Source organism: Streptomyces sp. NPDC047841, from assembly GCF_040704085.1.
Lineage (GTDB): Bacteria > Actinomycetota > Actinomycetes > Streptomycetales > Streptomycetaceae > Streptomyces > Streptomyces argyrophylli.
Map to the genome: position 1 here is coordinate 1 of NZ_JBEYRP010000018.1, position 26,173 is coordinate 26,173.

At 72.5% G+C, this 26,173-nt stretch carries 25 protein-coding genes; 17 read left to right on the plus strand and 8 right to left on the minus strand.

The window, feature by feature from the left end; genetic code table 11:
• Together AB0947_RS28830 and AB0947_RS28835 are read right to left on the minus strand one after the other, a co-directional pair.
• The coding region (locus AB0947_RS28830; protein WP_366753398.1) for an ATP-binding protein at positions 1–2,045 on the minus strand (2,045 nt) is incomplete at its 3' end.
• 232 nt (positions 2,046–2,277) lie between these two features.
• Complete coding sequence (locus AB0947_RS28835; protein WP_366753399.1) at positions 2,278–2,766, minus strand: TetR family transcriptional regulator; 489 nt, start codon at positions 2,764–2,766, stop codon at positions 2,278–2,280.
• Between the two features lie 194 nt (positions 2,767–2,960).
• On the opposite strand from AB0947_RS28835, the gene AB0947_RS28840 reads away from it, so the two are divergent.
• A complete protein-coding gene (locus AB0947_RS28840) occupies positions 2,961–4,403 on the plus strand; it encodes an aldehyde dehydrogenase (RefSeq protein ID WP_366753260.1) in 1,443 nt (480 codons plus the stop codon).
• Positions 4,404–4,665: 262 nt separating this feature from the next.
• On the opposite strand, the gene rpmF is transcribed toward AB0947_RS28840, so the two are convergent.
• A complete protein-coding gene (gene rpmF, locus AB0947_RS28845) occupies positions 4,666–4,839 on the minus strand; it encodes a 50S ribosomal protein L32 (RefSeq protein WP_225812071.1) in 174 nt (57 codons plus the stop codon).
• 645 nt (positions 4,840–5,484) lie between these two features.
• Here rpmF and AB0947_RS28850 point away from each other — a divergent pair.
• The 9 genes from AB0947_RS28850 (at position 5,485) to AB0947_RS28890 (ending at position 15,755) form a co-directional block, all read left to right on the plus strand.
• Positions 5,485–6,420: an SDR family NAD(P)-dependent oxidoreductase gene (locus tag AB0947_RS28850; protein ID WP_366753261.1), complete on the plus strand. Its 936-nt coding sequence runs from the start codon at positions 5,485–5,487 to the stop codon at positions 6,418–6,420.
• An 85-nt stretch (positions 6,421–6,505) separates the two neighbouring features.
• Positions 6,506–7,216: an alpha/beta hydrolase gene (locus AB0947_RS28855; RefSeq protein WP_366753262.1), complete on the plus strand. Its 711-nt coding sequence runs from the start codon at positions 6,506–6,508 to the stop codon at positions 7,214–7,216.
• 54 nt (positions 7,217–7,270) lie between these two features.
• Positions 7,271–7,903, plus strand: coding sequence for a TetR/AcrR family transcriptional regulator (locus AB0947_RS28860; RefSeq protein WP_366753263.1), 633 nt, complete (start codon positions 7,271–7,273; stop codon positions 7,901–7,903).
• 169 nt (positions 7,904–8,072) lie between these two features.
• Positions 8,073–9,113 (plus strand): alpha/beta hydrolase, encoded by a 1,041-nt coding sequence (locus tag AB0947_RS28865; protein ID WP_366753265.1) that lies wholly within the window; start codon positions 8,073–8,075, stop codon positions 9,111–9,113.
• A 112-nt stretch (positions 9,114–9,225) separates the two neighbouring features.
• Positions 9,226–9,423 (plus strand): hypothetical protein, encoded by a 198-nt coding sequence (locus AB0947_RS28870; protein WP_366753266.1) that lies wholly within the window; start codon positions 9,226–9,228, stop codon positions 9,421–9,423.
• A 338-nt stretch (positions 9,424–9,761) separates the two neighbouring features.
• Entirely contained in the window at positions 9,762–12,551 is a 2,790-nt protein-coding gene (locus AB0947_RS28875; protein ID WP_366753267.1) for an AAA family ATPase, read from the plus strand.
• A gap of 592 nt (positions 12,552–13,143) precedes the next feature.
• Positions 13,144–13,635 (plus strand): hypothetical protein, encoded by a 492-nt coding sequence (locus tag AB0947_RS28880; RefSeq protein WP_366753268.1) that lies wholly within the window; start codon positions 13,144–13,146, stop codon positions 13,633–13,635.
• A gap of 158 nt (positions 13,636–13,793) precedes the next feature.
• A complete protein-coding gene (locus tag AB0947_RS28885; protein WP_366753269.1) occupies positions 13,794–15,257 on the plus strand; it encodes a catalase in 1,464 nt (487 codons plus the stop codon).
• A gap of 111 nt (positions 15,258–15,368) precedes the next feature.
• The gene (locus AB0947_RS28890) at positions 15,369–15,755 is read left to right on the plus strand and encodes an ankyrin repeat domain-containing protein (protein WP_366753270.1); all 387 of its coding nucleotides are present in this window, start codon (positions 15,369–15,371) and stop codon (positions 15,753–15,755) included.
• Positions 15,756–15,824: 69 nt separating this feature from the next.
• On the opposite strand, the gene AB0947_RS28895 is transcribed toward AB0947_RS28890, so the two are convergent.
• Positions 15,825–16,184: a hypothetical protein gene (locus tag AB0947_RS28895; RefSeq protein WP_366753271.1), complete on the minus strand. Its 360-nt coding sequence runs from the start codon at positions 16,182–16,184 to the stop codon at positions 15,825–15,827.
• A 184-nt stretch (positions 16,185–16,368) separates the two neighbouring features.
• Positions 16,369–17,340 carry an Lrp/AsnC family transcriptional regulator gene (locus tag AB0947_RS28900; protein ID WP_366753272.1) on the minus strand — a complete coding sequence of 324 codons (972 nt, stop codon included), beginning with the start codon at positions 17,338–17,340 and terminating at the stop codon, positions 16,369–16,371.
• 175 nt (positions 17,341–17,515) lie between these two features.
• On the opposite strand from AB0947_RS28900, the gene AB0947_RS28905 reads away from it, so the two are divergent.
• From AB0947_RS28905 to AB0947_RS28920, 4 genes are all read left to right on the plus strand, one after another.
• Complete coding sequence (locus AB0947_RS28905; protein WP_366753273.1) at positions 17,516–18,106, plus strand: NADPH-dependent FMN reductase; 591 nt, start codon at positions 17,516–17,518, stop codon at positions 18,104–18,106.
• Between the two features lie 32 nt (positions 18,107–18,138).
• Positions 18,139–19,023: an MBL fold metallo-hydrolase gene (locus AB0947_RS28910; RefSeq protein ID WP_366753274.1), complete on the plus strand. Its 885-nt coding sequence runs from the start codon at positions 18,139–18,141 to the stop codon at positions 19,021–19,023.
• Positions 19,024–19,152: 129 nt separating this feature from the next.
• Positions 19,153–19,578 (plus strand): organic hydroperoxide resistance protein, encoded by a 426-nt coding sequence (locus AB0947_RS28915; RefSeq protein ID WP_366753275.1) that lies wholly within the window; start codon positions 19,153–19,155, stop codon positions 19,576–19,578.
• A 112-nt stretch (positions 19,579–19,690) separates the two neighbouring features.
• Positions 19,691–19,888, plus strand: a complete 198-nt coding sequence (locus tag AB0947_RS28920; RefSeq protein WP_366753276.1) for a hypothetical protein — start codon at positions 19,691–19,693, stop codon at positions 19,886–19,888.
• 151 nt (positions 19,889–20,039) lie between these two features.
• Here AB0947_RS28920 and AB0947_RS28925 read toward each other — a convergent pair whose 3' ends face one another.
• Together AB0947_RS28925 and AB0947_RS28930 are read right to left on the minus strand one after the other, a co-directional pair.
• Entirely contained in the window at positions 20,040–20,906 is an 867-nt protein-coding gene (locus tag AB0947_RS28925; protein ID WP_366753400.1) for an SGNH/GDSL hydrolase family protein, read from the minus strand.
• A gap of 336 nt (positions 20,907–21,242) precedes the next feature.
• Positions 21,243–21,794 (minus strand): hypothetical protein, encoded by a 552-nt coding sequence (locus AB0947_RS28930; protein WP_366753277.1) that lies wholly within the window; start codon positions 21,792–21,794, stop codon positions 21,243–21,245.
• Between the two features lie 444 nt (positions 21,795–22,238).
• Here AB0947_RS28930 and AB0947_RS28935 point away from each other — a divergent pair, with 444 nt between their 5' ends.
• The 3 genes from AB0947_RS28935 to AB0947_RS28945 all read left to right on the plus strand — a co-directional run bounded on the left by AB0947_RS28935 (position 22,239) and on the right by AB0947_RS28945 (position 24,290).
• Positions 22,239–22,847 carry a hypothetical protein gene (locus AB0947_RS28935; RefSeq protein ID WP_366753278.1) on the plus strand — a complete coding sequence of 203 codons (609 nt, stop codon included), beginning with the start codon at positions 22,239–22,241 and terminating at the stop codon, positions 22,845–22,847.
• 164 nt (positions 22,848–23,011) lie between these two features.
• Positions 23,012–23,554: a SigE family RNA polymerase sigma factor gene (locus AB0947_RS28940; RefSeq protein ID WP_366753279.1), complete on the plus strand. Its 543-nt coding sequence runs from the start codon at positions 23,012–23,014 to the stop codon at positions 23,552–23,554.
• Entirely contained in the window at positions 23,535–24,290 is a 756-nt protein-coding gene (locus AB0947_RS28945; RefSeq protein WP_366753280.1) for a hypothetical protein, read from the plus strand. The genes AB0947_RS28940 and AB0947_RS28945 overlap by 20 nt, the downstream gene beginning before the upstream one ends.
• Positions 24,291–25,168: 878 nt before the next feature.
• Here AB0947_RS28945 and AB0947_RS28950 read toward each other — a convergent pair.
• The gene (locus AB0947_RS28950) at positions 25,169–26,107 is read right to left on the minus strand and encodes an alpha/beta hydrolase (RefSeq protein WP_366753281.1); all 939 of its coding nucleotides are present in this window, start codon (positions 26,105–26,107) and stop codon (positions 25,169–25,171) included.
• Positions 26,108–26,173: the final 66 nt, after the last annotated feature.

Consider the following 26,173-nt stretch of genomic DNA (forward strand, 5'->3'; position numbering starts at 1 on the left):
ATCTGGGTGAGGAAGCCGATGCCGCGGGGGCGGGCCCAGGCGTCGACGGCGGCCTGCAACTCTCGTGCCCGTTCCACGTCGCCGCGCATCGCCGCCAGCAGCCCCAGATACGCCCGCGTGTGATGGGCGAGCAGCGCGTAGCCGTGGGACGACGTCAGCTCCAGGTCGCGCCGGCCGGTGCGCTCGGCCTCGTCCCACTCGCCGACCGCCATCTGGTCGAGCATCACCAGGTGCAGCATGGTCATGCTGTTGCGGACGAAGCCCGTCTCGGCCTCGCGGTCGACGATGCGCTGGAGGTGCGGCCGGTACCGGCTGAGGGTGTCCACGTGGTACGCGGCGACCGACAGCCGGGTGATGTCCCAGGGCTCCATGACCGGCAGGTCGGCGAAGGCGCGTTCCACCCGCTCCGCCACACCGGCACCGTGCCGGACCACGTCCCCCCACGCGTCCCGGTAGATCAGGGAACGCGGGTGAACCGCGTCGCCCAGGGAGCCGAGCAGGGCGCGGGTCTCCGCCCACTGGGCGGGGTCGCCCGCGTACTGGTCGACCGCGAGCAGCAGGTTGACCAGCCGGGTGAGCACCTCGGACGCCTCGCCCGGCGCACGCACGCGCAGCTCCGTGATCGCCGCCACCACCTGACGGTGCGAGTGCCGTACGTTCCCGTCCTCGAAGAACGCCAGATAGGCCGAGGTGACCACGGAAGCGGGGGACTCGTCCGCGCCCACCACGTGATCGGAGCGGATGAGGCGCTGCGCCTGTTCGAAGAGACCCGCGTGCCCGGCGGCGAAGGCCGCGTCACCGAGTCTGCGGGACCGGTCCTCGCGGTTCTCGCTCAGCTCCGCGGCCCGGGTCAGCCAGGCCACGGCGGCGACGGCGCTGCCGCGCCGGGTCGCGGAGTCGGCCGCCGCCTCCAGCGCGGCCGCCACCTCCTCGTCCGGGTCGACGGCCGAGGCGGCCAGGTGCGTGGCGCTCCTCTCGACGTCGTCGCGGTGCACACGCGCGAGGACGGCGTGTGCGGCCCGGCGCTCATTGGGCGTCGCCGTCTGGACCACGGTGGTGCGCACCAGCGGGTGCCGGAACACGAAGTCGCCGCTGACCGGGTCGATGCTCAGCAGGCCCGCTGCCAGCGCCTCCTCGGCGTCGCGCATGCGGTAGCGCCTCGCTCCGGGCGCGGGCACGGTCCCCGGTGTCGCTCCGACACCGTCGAGAGCGCCGCGCAGCAGCTCCTGGCGCACGTCGTCGCGCAGGCCCTTGATCCGGGTGCCGTACACGTGCTGCAGACGCCGGGGCACCGGCAGCGGCACCGAGGCATCGGCTGGGCCGGGGAGCCGCGCGGCCCCGCCTCCGGTGCGGTCGCCTCCGGTGCGGTCGCCGTAGATGGGGGCGGAGAGTTCGAGCAGCGCCAGGGGGTTGCCCCGGGCCTGGTCCAGCACCAGCCGGCGGACGTGCGGGTCCAGACCGGGGCGGTGCTCGTCGAGCAGTCGCCGCGCGGCCTCGTCGGGGAGGGACCTGACCGGCAGCTCGGGCAGGGCGGCGGTGTCGACACCAGAGGCCACGTCCGAGCGCAGCCCGACGACGAACTTCACCGGGCTTCCGGTGAGCCGGCGCCCCACGAACCCGATCACCGCCGCACTGGAGGCGTCCAGCCACTGGCCGTCGTCCAGGAGCAGCAGCAGCGGCCTCGCCGAGGAGGCCAGGGACAGCAGGTCGAGGACGGCGATGCCGAGCGACATCACCGACGGCGGCTTTCCGTCACTGCGCCCGAAGACGGTGGCGAACACGTCACGGTGCACCTGGTCGAGGCGGTCGACGGCGGGAAGCAGGGGGTGGACCAGCTGGTGCAGGCCCGCGAACGGCAGCCCGGACTCCGCCTCGGCCCCCGCGGCCCGGACCACCTGGTGTCCCGCGCCCGAGGCCAGCCGGGCGACGTGGTCGAGCAGGGCGCTCTTGCCCACCCCGGTCTCCCCTCGCAGAACGAGGGCCTGCCTCTCCGCGGTCGTCACGAAAGCGGACAGCTGCCGCAGCTCGTCGTCCCGGCCGATCATCGTTACGAGCGACTCCACGGCGCCCCACTCCCTTTCCCACCGGACCCGCCTCGTGCGTTCACCTTCCGAGCCTATGTGTGCGGGGTCGTGCTCTCGCGGTGGGAGCACGCAAATACGTGGCCGGACGTCGTGTGAACGAGTGTGACGGGATTCTGTGAGCGACTGTGCGGGGGTGACGGCGGAGCGGTGGAGCGACGCGGGGCGCCGTAGTGCTTCTCCTCACTTCTCCGCCTCAGGACGCTCCGACGCCGTGCAGAAACGTGTCGACCACCACGTCGGCGGCCTTCCCCGGCGCCAGGTGCCGCTGCCGGTGCGCCACCAGGTTCACCAGCTCGGGCAGCAGCGGCCCCGCCCAGCCCTCCGGCTGGTCGCGGCGCAGGAGCCCTTCCTCGGTGGCCCGGCGCAGAAAGGCGTCGACCTCGGCGATACAGGCGTCCCGGCGCCGGCGGATGGCGTCGTCGGTGAGCATGCGGGCGAGGTCGACGGGCCAGGTGCGGTTGACGGCGATGATGTTCTCGACGTAGCGGTGCAGGGCGACGGCGACGGGTGCCTCGCGGAGCCGGGCGTCCTCGATGGCCCGCTCGATGGCGGTGACGCGCGATTCGTAGATGGCGGCGAGGAGTTCCTCGCGGCAGGTGAAGCGCCGGTAGACGGTGCGCCGGTCCACGCCCGCCTCGGCGGCGATGCTCGCGATGCTCGCGCCCGGGTCGGCGGCGAGCATCCGGGCTCCGGTGGTCAGAACGGTTTCCAGGTTGCGTGCAGCGTCAGCTCTCATCCCCTAAGAGTATCTCTGCTGAGGCGGATCTCGACTATCTCGCCATTCTTATGTGCAGATAACTCAGGGAAGTGCTACATTGAAGTGGCAGTTGGGGACGAGAGGTCCGCACCAACCGGAGCACGGAAGAGAGAGAGCGCATGATCACCTACGACCGGCTTTTCATCGGAGGATCCTGGGTCGAGCCGAGCGACCCGGAGCTGCTCGACGTCCTCTCGCCGCACGACCGGTCGGTGGTCGCCCGCGCCGCCCAGGCGCGGCCGGCGGACATCGACCGCGCGGTCGCCGCGGCACGGAAGTCCTTCGACGAGGGCGGGTGGCGGCTGACCCCGCCGGCGGAGCGGATCGCGGTCCTGCGGCGCTTCAACGCGCTGCGCGAGGAGAACGCGGAGAAGATCGCACACCTGATCTCGCTGGAGAACGGATCGGCCGGGTGGTTCACCCGCGCCGGACAGCCCGGCCTGACCCGGCAGGCGAACGCCTACCTGAAGGCCGCGGAGGAGTTCGGCTGGGAGGAGACGCTCGTCCCCTCCGACCCGGCGTCCCCGGTGCGCAGCGTGGTGCGCCGCGAGGCGGTCGGCGTCGTGGCCGCGGTGATCCCCTGGAACTCACCGTTCTCCTCGGCCACCTCCAAGATCATCCCGGCTCTGGTCGCGGGCAACTCGGTGATCCTCAAGGTCTCCCCGGAGAACTCGCTGAGCATGGGGTTCCTGGCCGAACTGCTGGAGCGGGTGGGTCTGCCCGAGGGCGTGATCAGCGTCCTGCCCGCGGACCGGGAGACCAGCGAGTACCTGGTCTCGCACCAGGACGTCGACAAGATCGCCTTCACCGGCTCGACGCGGGCCGGCCGTCGCATCGCCTCGATCGCGGGTGAGCAGCTCAAGCGGGTCAGCCTGGAGCTGGGCGGCAAGTCCGCAGCCATCATCCTGCCGGACGCCGACATCGAGAAGGCGGTCGCGGGCCTGAAGTTCGGCTCCCTGCTCAACAACGGCGAGTCGTGCATCGCCCAGACCCGCATCCTGGCCCCTCGCAGCCGGTACGAGGAGGTCGTGACCGCGCTGAAGGAGCTGGTGGAGTCGCTGAAGGTCGGCGACCCCAACGACCCCGACACCTTCATCGGCCCGATGATCCGGCCCGACCAGCAGCAGCGGGTGCGCGACTACATCCAGCTCGGCATCGAGGAGGGCGCCCGCCTGGTCACCGGCGGCCCGCAGATCCCCGAGGGCCTGGAGAAGGGCAACTACGTCACGCCCACCGTCTTCGCCGACGTCGACAACTCCATGCGGATCGCGCAGGAGGAGATCTTCGGCCCGGTCCTGGTGGTCATCGCCTACGACGACGAGGACGACGCCGTCCGCATCGCCAACGACTCCGAGTACGGCCTCTCCGGCGGCGTCTGGTCCTCCGACGAGGGGCACGCCCTGGCGGTCGCCCGCCGTGTCCGCACCGGCACCATCACGGTCAACGGCGCCTCCGTCGCCTTCGACGGCCCCTTCGGCGGCTTCAAGGCCAGCGGCATCGGCCGCGAGTACGGCGCGGTCGGCCTCGGCACCTACACCGAGTACAAGACCATCACCGTCTGACCCCGGTCGTACGACCCCGTCGCCGGCGAGCACCGCCGACGGACGAACCCGGAACCACGGAAAACGACGCACAGCACCGCCGACGGCGGCAGGTGGCCCCGACCACCTGCCGCCGGCGCGGCGTTCCCGGGCTGTGCGGACAGGGCCCGGAGGCAATCGGCCGCCGCGCGGGTCCGCTGGGAACCGAGTCCTCCTCGTCGGTGGGCACGTGTTCCGACGGGCCCGGCCGGACCGGACCCGTCGCTCACGCGCGCGACGCGGGTCAGGCCGGCGGCAGCACCTGGCGGCCCCGGTACGTTCCGCAGTGCCGGCAGGCGGCGTGCGGCGGCGTCGGCAGACCGCACGCCGGGTTGGCGCACTTCACGAGCAGCGGCCGAGCCGCCTTCCAGTGTGCTCGGCGGTGACGTGTCCGGGCGCGGGACTTCTTGTGCATCATGGGCGGTGATCCGATTCCGTGTGTCATCGCTCCGACCGGCAGGGCACACAGGAGTCCGACGGGGCGCGCACACGTTCCCCAGGTGTCCTGATCGGACAGGTTGTCCCGGGGCAGCGCGAGGGTTCGTCGGAGCAGGGGCCGGTGAAGGTCAGAGCCGCTGGGCGCGGGCGCAGCGGGCCCGCTGGACGTGGGCAACGTGAGCACGTGTCCGCCACGCCGGGTCCTGAAGGGGGTTTCCGGCCGTCCGGCACCCGTGAGGGGATCCCGCGAAGCGGGCGAGGTGTGCGGGGCGGCTGGGCCTGGGCCGGCGCCGAAGGGCGGTGGGCTCAGGCTAGGCTCTGTCGACTTCGATCAGCACGCCCAGGAGGCTAGCAACTGCCGGGCCGGGCCGCAAAACACCCCGGGCCTCTGTTCAGCGGAAACACACCCTCCGCCCCGGCAGCGCGCAGAGCGGACCCGGCCGTCTCGGACGCCGGAAGCCCATCACCGGAAACCGGCACATCCATACATGTCCGGCAGGCGTGCTATGTCAGGCGACAGTTTGTCCATACACGCTGTATGGTTTTCCGTAGGATGTCTTGGCGAAGCGACACGTGTGCGACGTCCCGCCAAGCGCTACCACTCCTCCGAAGGCAGGGCACTGCTATGACACTGACCACCACTCCGTTCGGAATGCGCGCCACCGCCGCGGAGGTGCTCGACGGAGTCGATCTGACCGGGCGCCGGATGATCGTCACCGGAGGGGCCTCCGGTCTCGGTGCCGAGACGGTGCGCGCGCTCGCCGGGGCGGGAGCGCAGGTGACCGTCGCCACCCGGAACCCCGCTGCCGCCGAGCCGCTGGTCAAGGAGTTCCCCGGCACGCGGGCCGTCGCACTCGACCTCGCCGACCCGGCCTCCGTCCGTGCCTTCTGCGACGACTGGAGCGGTCCGGTCGACGCCCTCATCGCCAACGCCGGCGTGATGATGCTCCCGGCCCGGCAGGTCAACGCGCAGGGCTGGGAGATGCAGCTCGCCATCAACTACCTCGGCCACTTCGCCCTGGCCGTCGGCCTGCGCCCGGCCCTCGCGGCGGCCGGGAAGCCGCGCGTGGTCGTGGTCAGCTCCGGCGCCCAGCTGCGCGCGGGCTTCGACTTCGAGGACCCGCAGTTCGAACGGCGCCCCTACGACCCGTTCGTCGCCTACGCGCAGTCGAAGACCGCCGACGTGCTGCTCGCCGTCGGCATCAGCCGTCGGTGGGCCGAACACGGCATCGCCGCCAACGCCTGCGCCCCGGGGTTCATCCACACCAAGCTGCAGCGCCACCTCGACCAGGCGACCATGCAGGCCTTCGGTGCCATGGACGCGGAGGGCGGCCTCGTCACCCCCGACTACTACAAGACCCCGGCCCAGGGCGCCGCCACCACGGTGCTGCTGGCCGCGTCACCGCTGCTCGAAGGTGTGAGCGGGAGCTACTTCGAGGACAACCAGGAGTCGGAGGTCGTCGACGGGGGCCCCGAGGTGATGGCGGGCGTCGCCAAGTGGTCGGTCGACCCGGCCGCCGCGGACCGGCTGTGGGAGTACGCCCTTCCCGCGGTGCGCTGACCCGCCGCCCCCCGTCCCACGTGCGGGGCCGAACCGCACGGCCACACGTCGATACGACGGCCACACGTCGATACGAAGGAACGAGATGAACGACCGTACGCGAAGCCCCCAGTTCCTCCTGGTGCACGGGGCGTGGCACGGAGCCTGGTGCTGGCGCGGGCTCCAGGACGTCCTCGCCGACCGGGGCTGGACCAGCCACACGGTCGACCTGCCGAGCGTCGTCCCCGAGGGGTCCGCCGGGAAGCTCCCCGGTCTGCTGGACGACGCCCGCGTGATCCGCGAGAAGATCGACGCCGTCCAGGCCCCCCTGGTGGTCGTCGGGCACTCCTACGGGGGTGCTCCGATCACCCAGGCGACCCCGGGAGCCGCCAACGTGTGCCACATCGTGTACGTGTCCGCCTTCGCGCTGGACCAAGGGGAGAGCCTGATGACGTGCTTCGGCGGTGAGCAGCCGGACCCCGCCACGGTGCAGGGGGTCGTCCCCGTCCGGGAGGACCCGGCGGAGACGCTCTACCACGACGTGCCCGAGCAGGAGAGGGAGGCCGCTCTGGCGCGGCTGCGGCCCCAGACCGCGCTCTCCTTCGCCGAGCCGGTGGACCGCGCCGGATGGAAGACGCTTCCCTCCAGCTACGTCCTGTGCGAGGACGACCGCAGCCTCCCCCCGTCCTACCAGGAGCCGTTCGCCGAGCGGACGGGTGCCACGTACCGCCTCCCCAGCGGCCACACGCCGCTGCTCTCCATGCCCGGCAAGCTGGCCGATCTCCTCGAACGGATCGCGCACGGCGTTCCGGCATAGGGTGCTGGAGCGGCCTGCGAGCCGCGGAACCGCAGCATGACCGGAAGGTGCCCGATGAGACCCGTGACCCGACGCCAGACCGACCACCATGCCGCGCGGTCGGCCGCGACCCGGGCGCAGGTGGTGTCGGCCCTGGAGCGGCTGCTCGACTCCGGTGAGGCGTTCTCCGAGATCAGCGTCCAGCGGATCCTGGAGGAGGCGGGCGTGTCCCGGGCCACGTTCTACGCGCACTTCCACGGCAAGTCGGACGTCCTGGTGCGGCTCACCGACGAGCTGCGGGAGTCGCTGCTGGCCCTGGCACGGCAGTGGGACCCGGGCGCCGGGGACGGGGCCGACCGGTTCGCCCGGTTCTTCGAGGAGGTCATCTCGATCCACCGCGCCCACCAGGGTGTGCTCACCGCGGTCCGCGAGGCGGCGGCCTACGACTCCGCGATCGGCGATTTCTACACCGCCGACCTCGAAGGTTTCGACGAGACGGTGCTGAGGACGCTGCTGTCCGAACAGGCCGCCGGGTCGGCGCCGGCCGACCTCGACGCCGTCGCCGCGAGCCGGATCATCGTCTGGGGAGGTGCCCAGGCGATCGCGCACCACATCCGTGTCGACGACGGCAGTGGTGACACCGCCTTCGCCCGCGAGCTGGCCCAGATCTGGTGGCACGGCGCCTACCGGCGCCCCGCCGGCCAGTAGACCGTGCCGCGGACACCTCGGTCACACGTGTTCCCGGCAACTCCACGGCACCACCGTGCCGTTGGGCTCCTTGACAGCGAGGTCCGACGCGCAGATGCTCGTTACCAGTTCAGGCGGTGACGCACGTGTGTGTGTCTCGCGCGCTCGGGACCGGACACGAGGAAGCGACATGATCAGCAGGCGGAGACTGACCCAGGCCATGACGGCGGCGGCGACGGCGGGGGCCGCCGGTCTCGGCGGGGCCGGCCGGGCGTCGGCGGACACGGGCACGGCGGCCGCCGAGGCGTCGGCCGGACCGGCCGCACACGCTCTCGGGCCGGTGCGCACCGCCCGCACCGACGTCCTGGACATCGCCTACCACGCGGTGGGCCCGGCCCTGGGTAAGCCGGTGATCCTCCTGCACGGCTGGCCCTTCAGTCCCGTCGGCTCCTACGCCGAGGTGGCCCCCGCGCTCGCCCGGCGCGGATACCGCTGCTACATCCCCTACCTGCGCGGCCACGGAGAGACCCGGTTCCTGCGCGAGGACACCTTCCGCTCCGGTGAGCAGGCCGCCCTCGGCGCGGACCTCGTCGCCTTCATGGACGCGCTGCGCATCCCGCGGGCCCTGTACGCCGGGTACGACTGGGGCGGACGGGCCGCCGACGTGGCCGCCGCGCTGTGGCCGCGGCGCTGCACCGGCCTGGTCTCCGTGAACGGCTACCTCATCCAGAACCTCGCCGTCGCCGAGGAGCCGCTGACGCCCTCGGTCGAGTCGGGTTACTGGTACTTCTTCTACTTCCTCACCGAGCGGGGGCGTAAGGGACTCCTGCGCAACCGGGAGGATCTCGCCCGCGTCGTCTGGCACCGCAACTCGCCGGCATGGCAGTTCACCGAGGCGGAGTTCGCGCAGGCGGCCGAGCTGTGGAGCAACCCCGACTACGTCGACGTGGTGATCCACAGCTACCGGCACCGCCTGGCCGCCGCGCCGGGCGACCCCCGGTACGCCGGACTGGAGCGCAGGCTGCTGGACCAGCCGACGATCACCGTCCCCACGGTCACCCTGGACGGGCAGGCCGACGGCGTCGTCCCGGCGACCGACGGAAGCGGGTACGCCGCCCACTTCACGGGCCCCTGGGCGCACCACGTGGTCCCCGGCGCCGGACACAACCTGCCCCAGGAGCGGCCCGAGGCGTTCATCGCCGCGGTCCTGGAGGCCGACGCCATGAGGTGACCGGTGACACATGCGTCACCGGCTTGACGGGTGACGCACAGTGGGGCACGCTGGTGAGTGTCCTCGGCGGAAGTGAGGACACCATCCACGGTCGACGAAGTGGAGCACGGTCATGAACAAGGAATCCACCAGCGACGCCGCCGCAGCGGCACTGCGGCACGCCCGCTTCGGGCACCTTCCCGAGCGCATCCGCCTCGAGGACATGACCCAGGGGGTGAAGGCCGAGGAAGGCGGCGGGGCGAACGCCTCGTACAACCCCGAGGGCTCGTGGCAGTACTTCTCGTGCCTCGCGCTGGACCTGGGACTGTAGATCCGGGCCCAGTCGGCGCCCCCGCGACGGTCGGCGCGTCACCGCGTCGCCCGCCGCGTCGGCACGTCCGGGAGCCACCGCGGCCACCGCGACGCCCCGGCGCCGCACACCCGCTCACCGCGCCCCGCCGGGCGCCACACACCCGTCCACCGCGACACCCCCCGGTCCGCACACCCAGCCCGTGTGACAGGTGACATACCGAGACGTCCAGGTCGCCAAGCGGACACACGGTACCGGACGATCCGATACGCTGTCGGGTCGTGTGTTGACACGGCGCGGACCGATGTACAGCACGGGGCAGGTCCCCTTTCATCGCAGCACTTGGAGACAGCAGCCCGATGAGCGCCCTGGACCACCAGGCCGGTTCCGCCGCAGGACCGCTGATCGGGCGGGACCGGGACCTGGAGTTCATACGGTCCCACCTCAACGGCTCCCCGGTCCACGGCGCGTCCCTGCTGCTGACGGGCGAGCCCGGCATGGGCAAGACCGCGGTCCTCGACACGGTGGCGGCCGAAGCCAGGCGCCAGGGCACCCGCGTGCTGCGGGCGAGCGGCGCGCAGTTCGAGGCGGACATCGGCTACGCCGGTCTCAACCAGCTGCTCGTGCCGCTCTTCGACTCCTTCGACCGGCTGGACAGCGGCCACCGCGACGCCCTCCGGGTCGCGGTCGGCATCGGCAGCGGCCCGCCCCCCAACCGTCTGCTGACGTCCACCGCGGCCCTGCTGCTGCTGCGCCTGACCGCCGAGGACACGCCGTTGCTGGTCGTCGTCGACGACCTGCCGTGGCTGGACCGGGCCACCTCCTCGGTACTGGGCTTCGTGGCACGGCGGCTCATCGGCAGCCGCATCAGCTTCCTGGCGGCCTCCCGCGTCACCTCCGACAGCTTCTTCGAGTCGAGCGGCCTCACCGAACACCGGCTCCGGCCGCTGGACGAAGCGGCGTCGGCCGAGTTGCTCACCCGCACACACCCCGGGATGTCCCTCGCGGTGCGGCGCCGGGTCGTGGCGGCGGCACACGGCAACCCCCTCGCGCTGCTGGAGCTGTCCGCGGCCCTGGAGGCCGAGCAGCGCACAGCACCGACGGCGGTGCCCTCCGTGCTGCCGCTGAGCGAGCGCCTGCAGACGCTGTTCGCCGCGCGCGTGGCCCATCTGCCGCAGCCCACCCGGGAGCTGCTGCTGACAGCGGCGCTGGAAGGCACGGGCCACCTGGCCGTGATCGAGGCCGCCGGAGCCGGCCGTGCCGTGATCGACGACCTGGAACCCGCGGAACGCGACGGGCTGATCGTGATCTCCGCCCCCTCCCGGCGGCTGTCCTTCCGGCACCCGCTGATCGGATCCGCGGTGGTGGCGCAGGCGACGGCAGCGGACCGCCGCCGGGCGCACCGGGCACTCGCCGCCGTCCTCACCGACCAGCCGGAACGCCGCGCCTGCCACCTCGGAGAAGCGGCCACCGGCCCGGACGAGACCGTCGCCGGCCTCCTGGAACAGGCCGCCCTGCTCCGCCTGGCACGCGGGGACGCGCTGGGCGCGGTCGCGGCGCTCACCCGCGCCGCGGGGCTCAGCCCGGCACCGGCCGACGAAGGCCGCCGGCTGGCCCAGGCCGCCTACATCGGCGCCGACGCCTGCGGCGAGCTGGCGGACGCCTCACGCCTGCTGGCCGGAGCCCGGCGGGCCGATCCCGGCGCCGGGGAGTCGTTGTACGCGGCGGCGACCTCCGCCCTCCTCCTGATCAACAAGGAGGGCGACATCGACACCGCGCACCGGCTGCTGGTCGGCGCGATCGAGTCGGGGGGACACGGCTGGGACGCGTCCGACGACGCCCTCGTCGAGGCCCTGTTCACCCTGACCACCCTGTGCTGGTACAGCGGCGACCCGCAGAAGTGGCGGCCCCTGTTCCGGGCGCTCGACCGGCTCGCACCCGCACCCCCCGAGTTGCTGCGGGTGTGCGCCCAGACCTTCGCAGACCCTGCTCGCACCGGGCACCGGGCACTGGAGGCGCTCGACGCACTGCTGGCGGACGTCGGCCAGGACCCGACCCGCGTCATCCGCGTCGGCACCTGCGCCGTCTACCCCGAGCGGCTGGCGGACGTGCGGGAGGCGTCCCAGCGCCTGGTCGACCAGGGCCGGGCCGGCACCGCACCCGTGCGCCGGCACCTGGCCGCACTGCTGCACCTGTGCCTGGACCACTACCAGACGGGCCGCTGGGACGAGGCCGTACGCCTGGCCGGTGAGGGCCTCGTCCTGTGCGAGCAGCACGGCTACCGCTCCTTCGCCTGCAAACTCCAGTACGTGCAGGCGCTGGTGGCCGCGGCACGGGGCGACGCGGAGACGAGCACGGCCCTGTCCGAGGAGATCGCCGGCTGGGCCGTCCCGCGCGGGGCCCACGGTGTGCACGCCCTCGCCTTCCACGCCAGGACGCTGACCGCCCTCGGATCCGGCGACTTCGAGGCCGCCTACCGGCAGGCCACCGCCCTCGGCCCGCCCGGAACCCTCGCCCCCTACCTGCCGCAGGCCCTGGCCGTCACCATGGACCTGGTGGAGGCGGCCGTCAGGACCGGGCGCCCCGCCGAGGCGGCCGCCCACGCGGCGGCCATGCGGGAGTCCGCGATGGCCGACCTGGCGCCGCGCCTCGGCGTGCTCGTGCTCGCCTGCGAGGCCCTGACCACGCCCGGCGACGACGCCTTCGCCCTGTTCGACGAGGCGCTCGGCCGGGCCGAACCCGGCGCCTGGCCGTTCGACGTCGCACGGATACGCCTGTTCCACGGCGAACGCCTTCGCCGCCGGCGCTTCACCAAGGAAGCCCGCGAGCAGCTGGCCCTGGCGTTGCGGACGTTCGAGGAGCTGGGCGCGGCCCCCTGGGTGTCCCGCGCCACGGCCGAACTGCGCCCCGGCGGCCAGGGCGCGTCGGCCGCCGCCCAGCCGGGGAAGGGCGCCCTGACGGCTCAGGAGTGGGAGATCGCCACACTGGCGGCGACGGGACTGACCAACAAGCAGATCGCCGAGAGGCTGTTCCTGTCGCATCGCACCATAGGCACGCACCTGTACCAGATCTACCCCAAGCTCGGCATCAGCTCCCGGGCCGCGCTGCGCGACGCCCTGGCCGCCCTCGACCTGAACGACGTCGGCTGACGTGCGCCGCACCGGGACGGCAGGGCTCACGCCGGGACGGTGAGGCGCACTGACCAAGACGGCGACCTGGTACCACGACGCCGCCCAGGCCTACGGCGACTGCGCGCTCCGGCTGCGCGAGGCGCAGGACACCTTCGACCGGGCCCGCGCCGCCGCGCCCCAGGCCGATCAGGCGCCGCAGCAGCTCGGTGAGAACCCGACGGACGAGCAGAAGGCCGAGGCCCGCAGGACCCAGGATGCCGTCGACGCGGGCAAAACCGAGCTGAACGCGGCCAGGTGATGTCAGCCTCGGCGACTTCCTCACCGGCCTGCTCGATTTCGTCGCGGGCGGGGCGCTGCTGAAGGCGGGCGGCGCCGCCTTCGGACGTCAACATACCCGGCAGCGAACTGCAGGAGGCCCAGGACATGCTGGGCTTCGTGCACGACTACACCGACATCGGGCACCACACCCTCGACTTCGACGCGGCGTTCGGCCCCGAGCTGTCGCACGGCTCCGCCCGGAACTTCGCTCAGCGGCGAGGAACTCGCCCGGACCCGGGCGAGGGCCCTCGCGACGACCGACGACCCGCGCCGGCGGGCCCGGATCAACGACATGTTCCGCCAGGGCCGCGCGGTGACCCGGGCGGCCCGCAGGCACGGAGCCCTGCTGGCCGCGGGCACCGCCACGCTCTACACCGACGGCCTCTTCATGGCCTACGGCATGGTGTTCGCCGTCACCACCCCGGCGGGCCAGGAGCTGACGCTGCCGGTGCTCTCCGCGCAGCTCGGCGTGCCCACGGCGACGGGTGCCGCCCCCAGGGACCGGGTCATCACCTCGGTCGACCTCCCCCCCGTGGGGAAGGCGGCCCGGGTCACCGGCACCGAGACCACCCGGCTGACCGGTGACATCGACGTCAGACTGCTGACGATGCACACCACGGTGCCCGTGCCCGGCAGCGCGGACGGGTTCCTCGTGGTCACCCTCGCCAGCCCCAACCTGCCGCTGAGGGAGGAGGTGTACGACCTCTTCGACGCCATCACGAGCACCTTCCGCTTCGTCACGGCCGACGGCCGGCAGGCCGGGGGGCGGGGGACACCGCGCTGACGTCCGGAACACCTACGCCGCCAGGTCACACTTGACGTGCATATGTTCCACCATAGGATGTGTGTCGGTGCAAACCGCAGGGCGGCTCGCGCGGGCACGTTCCGCCTGGTTGCCACGCGTTGAACACACGTGAGCGACCACTCAGCGAGGAGCGAGCTTTGCCCGAGAACAACCAGAGGCCGTTGACCACGGCCGCCGGGGCACCGGTTCCCGACAACCAGAACTCCCTGACGTCCGGTCCGCGTGGCCCGATGCTCCTCCAGGACGTGTGGTTCCTGGAGAAGCTCGCCCACTTCGACCGCGAGGTGATTCCCGAGCGCCGGATGCATGCCAAGGGCTCGGGCGCGTTCGGGACCTTCACGGTGACCCACGACATCACCCGCTACACGAGCGCGAAGATCTTCTCGGAAGTCGGCAGGACGACCGAGCTGTTCGCCCGCTTCTCCACCGTCGCGGGCGAGCGTGGCGCGGCCGACGCCGAGCGCGACATCCGCGGCTTCGCCCTCAAGTTCTACACGGACGAGGGCAACTGGGACCTGGTCGGGAACAACACCCCGGTGTTCTTCTTCCGCGACCCGCTGAAGTTCCCCGACCTCAACCACGCGGTGAAGCGCGACCCGCGCACCAACCTCCGGGACCCCGAGAACAACTGGGACTTCTGGACGCACCTCCCCGAAGCCCTGCACCAGGTCACCATCGTGATGTCCGACCGGGGCATCCCCGCCTCCTACCGGCACATGCACGGTTTCGGATCGCACACCTACAGCCTGGTCAACGCCGACGGCGAGCGGTTCTGGGTCAAGTTCCACCACCGCACCCAGCAGGGGATCAGGAACCTCACCGACGCCGAGGCCGAGGCCCTCATCGGCAAGGACCGCGAGTCCCACCAGCGTGACCTCTTCGACGCGATCGAGCGGGGCGACTTCCCCAAGTGGAAGCTGTTCATCCAGGTCATGCCGGAGGCCGACGCGGAGAGCTACCGCTTCCACCCCTTCGACCTCACCAAGGTCTGGTCGAAGAAGGACTACCCGTTGATCGAGGTCGGTGAGTGGGAGCTCAACCGCAACCCCGACAACTACTTCGCGGACGTCGAGCAGGCCGCCTTCAGCCCCGCGAACGTGGTTCCCGGCATCGGTTTCTCCCCCGACCGGATGCTGCAGGGCCGTCTCTTCTCCTACGGCGACGCCCAGCGCTACCGCCTCGGCGTGAACCACCACCAGATCCCGGTCAACGCCCCGAAGAACCCGGCGAACAGCTACCACCGCGACGGCGGCATGCGCGTCGACGGCAACCAGGGGGCGACGCCGGGCATCGAGCCCAACTCCTACGGGCGCTGGCAGGAACAGCCCGCCTACCGTGAGCCGAGCCAGGCCGTGGGCGCCGTCGCCGACCGGTTCGACTTCCGCGCGGACGACGACAACTACTTCGAGCAGCCCGGCGACCTGTTCCGCCTGATGAGCCCCGAACGGCGGCAGGCCCTCTTCGAGAACACGGCCCGTGCCATCAACGGCGCGTCCCAGCGGACCGTCGAACGGCACATCGCCCACTGCACCCAGGCCGACCCGGCCTACGGCGAGGGTGTCCGCAAGGCCATCGAGGCCCTGGCCGCCGGCGACCTCTGACACCCCGCCCCGCACGGCACCCGCCCGGCCCGGCGCGAGCACGGAACACGCTCGCGCCGGGCCGGCCCGTGAACGGAACCGCTGTGACCGCACGACCCGGAGAAGAGGCACATGACCAGCGGCGGACTGACCGCTGAGCAGACGCGACGCGTCATGGCCATCGCCATGGACCTGGCCCGGCAGGGCAGCACCGGACCACTGGTGGAGTTCGTGGAGCACGGGCTCCCGGTGGACACCGCCGACGCGGCCGGCAACACCCTCCTGATGCTCGCCGCCTATCACGGCCACGCCGACACCGTACGGGCCCTGATCGCGCTCGGCGCCGACCCCGACCTGCGCAACGCCCGCGACCAGTCACCCGTCGCCGGTGCCCTGTTCAAGGGCGCGGACGACGTCGTGGCGGTGCTGCGGCAGGCCGGCGCGGACCTGGACTCCGGCACGCCGACCGCACGGGCGGCCGCCGCCCTGTTCGGCCGCGCCCACCTGCTGGCGGACTGACGACCCCCGCCCCGGTGGGTCGCACCACCGGGGCGGGGGGCCGTGACACAGCGACCACCGGACAGGGTGTTACGCGCTGACCACCCGGTAGCTCAGCATCGCCCAGGGCAGGTTCTGCTGAGCCAGCGAGCCGGTGCCCCAGGGGTACCGGGCGGTGCAGTCGGGCCCGGAGTAGAGCAGGACGGCCGCGGAGCCGGAGACGACCTGCGTCGAAAGGGCCGGCTTCGACAACGTGTGACACGTGCCGATGTCGTTCAGGTCGACCGTGGTCACCGTCCCCGTGCCGTCGGGACCCGAGTAGAGGTACGCGCCTTCCTGCAGAGGGGGCCAGCCGGCCGCGTGCGCCGCTCCGGTGTTGAAGCCGATCAGAGCCGCGGTCACGGCCGCGGCGACCGCAGCGCTGCGGACTCTCGCCTTGGGGCTGAACATGCCACCAACCTTTCCGTGTCGTGGCGACGTCGTCGGAACGTGTCACCAGACTGTCTGGTTCACATGCAGGGACACGAGAATCTTGCAGCTTCAACCATGCGAGCGAAAGAGCGGAACTGGCCACACCGCCATATGACGTGTGTCGAAGAACCGACACATCATTTCGGCCGTCGATACGAGTCGTTCAGAAACCCGGCCGGGTCAGGCCGGTGCGTTTGACGGTGGCCAGGACCGGTGTGGTGTCGACGGAGGTGATCTGCCTCATGGCCCCTATGGTGTCGGTCAGGAAGCGGTAGAGCGCGTCCAGGTCGGTGGTGGTGACCATGACCAGGAGGTTGGCGGGTCCGGTGGTCGCGGCGGTGAAGCGCACGGCGGGTTCGCGGCTGAGCCGTTCGCCGGCGGCCTGGAGCGCGCTGGGCTCGACGGACAGCCACAGTTGGGCCTTGGTGCGCAGTCCGAGCAGGGCCAGGTCGGTCTCGGTGACCAGCCGTACCGTGCCGTCGTGCAGCAGTGCCTCCAGGCGGCGCCGGGCGGTGCGCGGTGTGGTGCCGGTCCGCTCGGCGAGCGTGGCGTAGTCGGCGCGGGCGTTCTCGGTCAGGGCCTGGATCAGGGCCAGGTCCGCGGCGGGCAGCGGGGCCGCCGGCGGGGAGCTCAGCGGGAACGGCCGTACTCCGAGGCGCGCGGCCTCTTCCTCGTCCAGCAGCCGGGCACCCCAGTTGAGGGAGGCGGGGAAGACCCGCAGCAGGGTGTGGGAGGTCCAGCCGTGGACGGCGTCGGTGGCCGGCAGGTCGCGCAGCAGGAGGCGGTTGCGTGCCTCGGGCCCGTCCAGGAACAGGATGGTGCTGATCTCGTCGCCGCCGCCGAGGATGTCGACCCACAGGGTGTCGGCACGGCGCGCCAGGGTGGAGGCGACCGTCCGGATGCGCTCGGGACGGCAGCGGATGCGCAGGGCCACGGGCACCAGGTGGGGGAAGCGGATCGGATTGCGCTCCACGGTGGCGCGCAGCGTGCCGTCGGCGTAGAGCGGACCGACGCGGCGGACCACGGTGCGTTCGGACAGTCCCAGGCACGCGGCGACGGCCCGCCAGGAGGCGCGTGGTGAAGCGATCAGCGCGGCGGCGATCCGCTGATCCGTCTCGTCGAGGATTTGTCGCACAGTCGGCACTTTAGCCCGTTCATTTGGCGCACAGCAGGGTTTTCGGTAGTCATTGCTGGCGTGGTATCGGCGGGGCGTCGAGGATGGATCACGCGGAGGCCGACGGCCCGCACACCATCCACCACCCGTCCACGGCGGCACACCCGGGACGGCCCGAACCGCGGAGGAAACCCCCGTGACAGCCCTCAACGTCCTCGCCCTGTCGGGGAGCCTGCGCCGCGGCTCCCTGAACACCGCCCTGCTGCGAGAGGCCGAACGCCTGTGCCCGCAGCACCACTTCGACCACTACGACGGGCTCGGCCGGCTGCCCCACTTCAACGAGGACCAGGAACACCCGGCGCCGTCCGAGGTCGTCGATCTGCGCCGGCGCGTCCGGGAGGCGGACGCGGTGCTGATCGCCTCGCCCGAATACAACGCCTCGATGCCCGGGGCGCTGAAGAACGCCCTGGACTGGCTGTCCCGCCCGGCCGGCGACGACGGACCGGCGCTCGCGCTGAAGCCGGTCGCCGTCATCGGGGCCTCTCCCGGTCCTTTCGGCACCGTCCGGGCCCAGCTGGCCCTGCGCCAGGTGCTGCACAAGATGAACGCCCACGTCGTGCAGCAACCCGAGTTCCTGCTGTTCCAGGCGCACCAGCAGCTCGGCGACGACGGCCGCCTCCCGGACGGCTCCCCGGCCCGGCAGCTGCTGTGCGCGGTGCTCGACGCCCTCGCCCGGCTCGCCACCGGCGAGCGGCAGCAGGCCCCGGCGGGCGGAGCCGTCCGCTGACCGCGGCGACCCGCACAAGGAGGGGAGACGACATGAACATCGGAACGCTGAACCGGCAGTCCGCCGTCCGGTCGCTCGTGCTGGGTGACGTACGTCTGACGTATGTCGTGGACGGTGCGATGGCCATGCTGCCGTCGGGTTTCTTCCCGGGTTTCGCCGCGGACTACTGGGACGCCCGTCCGGAGCTGCTCGACGAGGAGGGCCGGGTGCCCATGTCGGCGGGCGGCCTGCTGGTCGAACGCGACGGCCGCCGCCTGCTGATCGACGCCGGAATGGGGCCCGTGCGCGGGCCGGTCCACGTCTCCGGCGAACTGGTGGGACACAGCGACTGCGGTGCGCTGCCCCGGGTGCTCGCCGCGCTGGGGCACACGCCCGAGGACATCGAGGCGGTGGCCTTCACCCACCTGCACGTCGATCACACCGGCTGGGCGTTCACACCGGAGAAGACGTTCCCGAAGGCCCGCTACCTCGTCGCCGCCCGGGAGTGGGCCCCGCACGGCTGTGGCACGACCGTCCCGGGCGCTCCGGCAGCCGACGTCCTCGCACTCATGCGCGCGGCCCACACGTCCGTCGCCGACGGCGAGGAGATCTTTCCCGGGGTGCGCGCGCTCATCACTCCGGGCCATTCCCCGGGACACACCTCGTACGTCATATCCGCCGGGCGCGAGCGGCTGATCGTGCTCGGGGACGTGTTCCACACGCCGGCGCAGCTGGCCCACCCCGAGTGGCCCTCGCGGCCGGACGTGGACCAGGGCGGGGTGGTGGCCGCACGAAGGCGCCTGGCGGCGGAACTCGGGCGGCCGGGAACGCTCGGCTTCGCGTTCCACTTCGGCGACCAGGTGTTCGGACACCTGAGCGGCACCGACTGGACACCGGTCCCCGCCCGGGCGCTCCTCCCGACGCCGAGGACACTCTGACCGCTATCACCGCCTTGACTGGTGACGCATGGCCCTGCCATGATTGCGTCACCACCCCAACCGGTGACAGGACAGGTGTCCGGCCGGAGGTGCCCGCACACCACTCGTTCCAGATCGGGAGCAGCAGCCATGGCAGTCAGCTACACCGCCGTCGTCGACGTCGACGGAGAGGGCCGCAACGGCGGCCACGTCCGCTCCTCCGACGGCCTGCTCCAGACCAGCCTCGCCCTGCCCACGGAACTGGGCGGCGCCGGCACCGCGACCAACCCCGAACAGCTCCTGGCCGCCGGCTGGGCGGCCTGCTTCCTCGGCGCCCTGCGCCGCGCCGCCACCACCCGCAAGATCCGCCTGACCAGCACCACCATCACCGCCGAGATCACCCTCACCCACGGCGACGACGGCGAGTTCACCCTCTCCGCCGTCCTCAACCCCGTCCTCGGCGGCGTCGACCAGAGCACCGCCGAGGAACTCGCCCACGCCGCCCACCAGATCTGCCCGTACTCCAAGGCCACCCGCGACAACATCCCCGTCACCATCAACGCCACCGCCGCCTGACACCCACACACCCACCAGACCGCGGGTCCCGTGCCCCTTCCCCCGGCACGGGACCCGCATCCCCCTTCACCCCACACCGCGGACCGGACAGCGAGGGCAGGACATGACGGCCATGGCACACACCGACCTACGGCACACCGGCCACCGCCGTGCCCTCCTCCGCCGTGCCGCCGCCGCTCCCGGCGAGCGGCCGGCCCCGGCGGCACCGGGTTACACCGAGCCGGCCGGGCCGACCGGGACGCAGGTGTGGAACTGGACGGAGAGCGTCGTGCTCATGGGATGCGGCCCCGGGCCGTCCAGCCTTCTCTGACAGCGCGTGGCGCCCACCCCGCGGAACAGCGAAGGCCGGTCCGGTACGCGAGGTGCCGGACCGGCCCGCGGCACGGACCGGGCGGCCGGGCCGGAGGGGACGGGTCGTCACACGTCCCCGGCCGGTCCGGCGGCCGGCCATGCCGTGAAGGTCAGCGGTGCCAGGAGTGGCGCGGGAGCGCGGTCGCGACGGCCGAGGCCATCACACGCTCACCCGTGGCGTTCGGGTGCACCGGCGCCGCCGGAGTCTCGGGAGCGAAGGTCTCGATCCACCGCTCGCCGGCCGGCGCGCACAGGTCGTGGCCGACGGTGGGCGTGTACGTGTTCACGTACCGCGCCCCGCCCCTGCGGGCCTGGCGGGCCAGCATCGCGTTGAGTTCCTTCTCCTTGTCGCGGAGCCAGGCGAAGTCACCCATGGCGAGCGGCACGGTCTTGCTGGTGCAGCCCACGCCGTCGTCGGGGAAGAGGTCGGGGTAGCCGACCACCAGGACCCTGGCGTGCGGCGCACGCTTGTGGATGCCGCGCAGCACCTGGGCGACCTTGGGCCCGGTGCGGGCGATCGCGTCCGAGATCCGGTCCGCCCCGGTGCCCGCGAAGTGGGTCCGGCAGGGGGTGCCGGCCGGATCGGCCGCCGTCAGCTGGGCGCAGGTGCCCAGGACGGTCGAGAAGCCGATGTCGTTGCCACCGACCGTCACGGTGACCAGGTCGGTCCCGCGGTGGACGGCGTCGAGCTGGGCCGGCACGCCGTCGGCCCGGGGCGCCGTCATGTCGGCGGTGGTGGCACCCGAGCAGCTGACGTCGGTCAGCGTGGCGCTCTTGGACTGCGCGACCAGCGAGGGGTAGTTCTGGCTGGAGCGCAGGCAGGTGGCGTCGACCTGGGTGGGCACGAGCGGCGCGGAGGCGTACGAGTCGCCGAGAGCGACGTAGTCCGCCTCGCCCCGGCCCGCCGTCACCGTGCTTGCGGCGGCCGTCCCGGCGGGGGCGAGGGCGGCCCCGGCGGAGAGCAGTACCGCACCCACCGTGAGCGCGCGTCCCGCGCGGGTGGTGGGAAACAGTTTCCTCAAGGTCTGTCCTTCCGTGATCGGTGGAGGGGCTCTGCCCGGGGCGGTCCCCGGGCGAGCACCCACCCTTCACACGTATCGGAAGGTGCCCTGGTGTCGTGTGCTTCGGTAACGAATTGGGCAATGCGGTTCCGCGCCGGCGCACCTCGTCCGGCCGGCGCGCAGAGAACTCGGGCGAGGGCAGGGAAGCGCGGCCGGGCAGACGCGGCCGGGCCGTACGCGGGGTTCGACCCGTCCCGCGAGCACGGCGGTGCCCGGCTGGTGGACAGCCTGCCCGCGGGACGGGCGCTGACGTCAGGCGCCGGGCTCCAGCAGGGTGTACATGACCGAACGCTGCTGCTTGTGACGCCGGATGCGGCCCTTGGCGACCAGCGACTCAAGGGTGTTGCGCACCACCTGCGGGGTGGGGGCGCGGTCCGGGTGCTTCGCCATCAGCTCGTCCCGCAGCTCCTTCGCCGGCTGCGGCTCGTCGTGGTGGCCGAGCAGATCCGTGAGCAGGTCACCGAGCAGAGGCTGACGCGACTTCCCCTTCGCGCCCGCCTGCGCCGCGCCGCCCGCGGTGGCGGTCCTGGCCGGTGCCGGCCGCCGTGAGCCGCCTCCGCCCGGGGCGCGCTTCACCTTCCCGACGGCCGGCTCGTCCTGCAACTGCTCCGGCAGACGCGACGCGTCCGCGAAGCCCTCGTACCGCTCGGCGAGGTTCAAGATGTCGGCCAGGAGTGCCTCCTCCTGCTTCAGCACCTCGATCTTCGACGCCAGCTCCTGCTGCCGTCGGCGGTTCTCCTCCAGGTCCGATGCGGCTTGTTCCACGTACCGCGATCGGAGTGTGGCGGCTGACTGTGTGGTCACGACCATTCACTCCTCGATATAAATGACGTGTGCATGGTACCCACGCAGGGGGTCCCGTGCCGGAAAGTGTCGACGCCGGACGGTTCGCCCGGGCATGCTCACTGTTCACGATACGTGCTGATGTGCACTCGCGCGGAAGAGTGATGCCGACGTTTCCTACCCACATGAGCCGTCTTCCGAACGGAATACCTGGTAGATGTGCCGGTGAACCGTGCGCGGTAACACATTTCACGTCGGTCGTGCAGCGTTTCAGGGCCGATGGGGCAGGTCCCGCAGGGCGGTCCGCGCTTCGTCGCCCAGCGATATGTGTGCCAGGATGCATGTGACCGGGTGGCAGACGGATGAACTCCGCGCAGGGCTGCTCCGTTCATCCTCATGACAGGCTTCCGGCCGCCGGGCGACCGCTCGCCCTCACGAGGCGACGAGCTGGTGAGAGGAGGGGCCTTGCACATTCTCATCCCCGACGATCCCGTCTTCTTCGCGAAGTTCGAGAGCCTTGAGGAACCCCTTCTCCGGCACCTCCACCGACTGCACAGCGAGGGACTGCGGACCGACGACGAGGACGTCATCTCGGACGCCTACGACAGCTGGGTGCACGTGCTGGTGCAACTGCCGCTGTGGTTCGAGTGGTACGCCGCGAGCCAGTCCGCCGGCCCCGCACAGGGCGGCCGGGTCCAGGTCAGGTACGCGCTGTACGGTCCGGGCGGCGACCAGCTGACGAGCCTGTACCCGGTGGAGGTCACGGCGACCGACCTCGGCAATCTGCTCGCCTGTCTGGAGCTGTTCACGTCCACCGGGACACCCGCCCCGCCACCAGGGCGGGAGCCGGTCCTCCCCGACGGTCTCCGGCGCGTCCTGGACGTCCTGCTGCTGACGCCGTCGGACGGCCTGCTCAGCACCCTGCGGCAGGCGGTGGGCCCCGAGCCGGTCGTCTCGGTGACTCTGTCCGCCGAGCAGGAGACGGACTACCGGCACTTCTGCGAGGACATCGTCGCCATACTCAGCTCGGGCGACGCGTTCGCCTACCGCAACCACCGCGCCCTGTACTTCTGACGGTGGGCGCGGCTTCCGTCCGTCACGCGGGTCTGCGAGCCATGTGTATCCACCAGGTGTGCCGGGAGCGACGCAGGTGTCGCGCGTTCCGTGCGGGCCGGCAACCGTGAAGGGTGTTCATGCGTGTGGAAGGGTGCGGGGCCACCTTCGGGGACGGGAGTGAGATGAGGACGGCGGGGAGGGCCGACGCGACCTTCGAGGAGTTCGTGACGGCACGTGGGCCCAGACTTCTGCGGGTCGCCTGGCTCCTGACGGGTGACGCACACTTAGCGGAGGACCTCCTGCAGACGGTGCTGGCGAAGGTGTGGCCCAAGTGGCGCAGGGTCGGCGCGGAGAACCCGGAGGCGTACGTACGCAAGGCGCTGGTCAACACCCACCTGTCGTGGTGGCAGCGGCGCTGGCGGGGGGAGATACCGCACGAACACGGGCGGATGCCCGAGAGCGCGGGGACCGGTGACCCGTTCGACGCCGTGGACCTGGAGCAGTCACTCGCCCTGGTCGTCCGGAGGCTGCCCGCCCGGCAGCGGGCGGTGGTGGTCCTGCGGTACTTCGAGGAACTGAGCGTGGAGGAGACCGCGCAGGTGCTTGGCTGTCACCCCGGCACCGTGAAGAGCCAGGCGGCCAAGGCGCTGAGGACACTGCGGGCGGAACTGGAGACCGTGCCCGGGGTATGGAAGGGGATCAGTCATGGCCGCCGAGCCGGATGAGGAGCAGTGGAACGAGGTGGAGCGCGCGGTCCGCAGCCTCCTGGAGGCTGCGGTTCCGGCGCCCGGCCCCGCACCCGGGCGGATGGCCGGCATCCGGCGGAAGGCGCGGCGCCGGCGCCGGCGCAACGCGGCGGCGCTCGCGGCCGGCCTGACCGCCGTCGCCGTCCTCGCCCTCGTACTGCCGGGACTGCGCGACGCGGGTCCGCCGCACGGGACGGCGTCGACGGCGTCCCCCGTGTCGTCCCTGGTCGCCCCCGTGCGCGGCCCCGCCGCATCGGTGCGTCTGCTCGGGCCGGAGCGGGCGGTCGACGTCACTCTGCCGCGAGGGTGGTACGCCCTGTCCGTCGACGACGCCCGCGGAGGACCGGTCGCGTTCCTCGCGTCCCAGCCGCTGTCCCCGCCCGCCCGCGGCGCGTGTGTGAGCGACACGCGGGACGCCGTGGGCACCTGCCGGCCGCTGACGCGGCTGGCCGACGGGGAGGTGCTCATCGTCCTGCGGCCGGCCGGTGAGAGGGAGGAGTCGGCGGGCATGACCGCGTCGCCCGTGAAACCTTCGGCGGACGGCTGCGAAAGCGTGGGAGCGCAGGGCCGGTCGCGGCTGTGGAAGGCGGGACGTTCCGGGTCCGCGGATGTCGTCGTCCTGGAGATGTCCGAGTGCTCGCGCATCCCGGTCGCCACGGTGACGAGCGACGCCATGGCCGACCTGCTGAACAGCGTCAGACCGGCCGGCACCTGACCCGCGTGCCCGCGCCGCGCGAACGGCTCCCGGCGCGGCGTCCGCCGAGGCGTCGTCACCGCCTCGCGTACGCCGCGCGCCGGGGCACGGGGCCGGACGTCGCGCAGGACCCGACGTGCGGCCGGACCGGCGACCGGCCCGGCGCGTCCGCCCCGCGCAATGCCCGCCGGTCCGCCCCGGCCCCCGGCCGCGTCGCACGGCGAGCGTCCCCTGCTCCCGAGAAGCCGCTCTGCTGGGGGGCCTGTGGTGCAGCCTTGCTGGGGTTTCCGTGGGGCGTGTTCCTGCCGGGGTGCTCGTGCGGCAACTTTGCTGGGGTCCCTGTGGGGCGTGTCCCTGCCGGGGTCCCCGTGGAGCGTGCCCCCGCCGGAGTCCCGTCGACTGCGCCCCGCCGGGCCCCCGTCGAGCGTGCCCCCGCCGGGGCCACCGTGGAGCTGGAGCATGCCGCCGCCGGGCCCCCCGCGGAGCAGCCCAGGCCGGGGTCCCCGTGGAGCGTGTCCCCGTCACAGTCCCCGTCGAGTGCCCCCCGCCGGGGCCCCCGAGGAGCAGCCCCGCCGGGCCCCGTGGAGCGTGCCCCCGCCGGGCCCCGTGGAGCGTGCCCCCGCCGGGGTCACCGTGGAGCTGGAGCATGCCGCCGCCGGGGCCCCCGAGGAGCAGCCCCGCCGGGCCCCGTGGAGCGTGCCCCCGCCGGGGTCACCGTGGAGCTGGAGCATGCCTCCGCCGGGCCCCCCGCGGAGCAGCCCAGGCCGGGGTCCCCGTGGAGCGTGGCCCCGCCGCAGTCCCCGTCGAGTGCCCCCCGCCAGGGCCCCCGAGGAGCAGCCCCGCCGGCCCCCGTCGAGCGCGCCCCCGCCGGGGCCCCGCGTGGCATGGCAGGCCGGGCGCTACGCCGTGCCACCCCGCGGTGCCGTCTCGCGTACGAAGTCGAGGACCGCGTCCGCGAACCTTCCGGGTTCCTCGACGTGCCCCATGTGACCGCTGCCCTCCAGCACCAGCAGCCGCGAGTCGGGGATCAGTTCGTCCAGTTCCAGGCCCCAGCGCACTCCGCAGATCACGTCGTGACGGCCCACGATCACCAGGGCCGGCACCGTCAGCCCCTTGAGCGCGGCACGGTCGTCGACGACGTCCGGGGTGAGGTCCTCGTCCAGGCCGGAGATGTACGTGGCCCGGATCGCGTCCCGGAAGGGCACGTACTTCTCCTCGTTCCCCCAGTAGTCGGCGAAGTACGACGGCAGCACACCCCGGGCGACCGCCACGGTGTCCTCGTCACTGGACATGCCGGACATCGCACCGAACGCGGCCAGCACACCCGGCAGTCCCGGGTGGCCGGCGTGCTTCGCCACGAACGCCTCCACCATGCGGGCCGCCTCCGCGCCGTGCTCGGGCCCCGTGACGGGAGCGCCCTCGTAGAGCACGACACCGGCCAGCTGCCCGGACCGGTGCAGGGCGTGGTAGGCGGCCACGAAGGCGCCGTGCGAGTGCCCCAGCAGGTGCACCCGGGACACCCCCAGCCGGTTGATCAGCGTCTCGAGGAAGCTGCTGTAGCGCTCCCGGGTGTACCCGTGCGGGTGCGAGGGCAGACGGCTGTCCTCGGCGGTGCCGACGGGCTCGACGTACACCATGGTCAGGTGCTCCTCGAGGGCGGGCATCCGCATGTACTCCCAGTGGATGCCGGGGCCGCCCGAGTGGGCCACGCACACCGGACCGGCGCCGTGGACGTGGTAACGCTGCACCAGTCCGGCCAGCCGGTAGGTGTGGGTGCCGGGGGAGAGCGGGTCGGTGTCGGGGGTCGAGCCGTCGTGGTGCGTGTGGAACGCGGTCATCGGGGCCTCCATGAGCCGTGTGGACGCGGGTTGCACCGACACGACACCGCCGGAACCGGAAAGTTG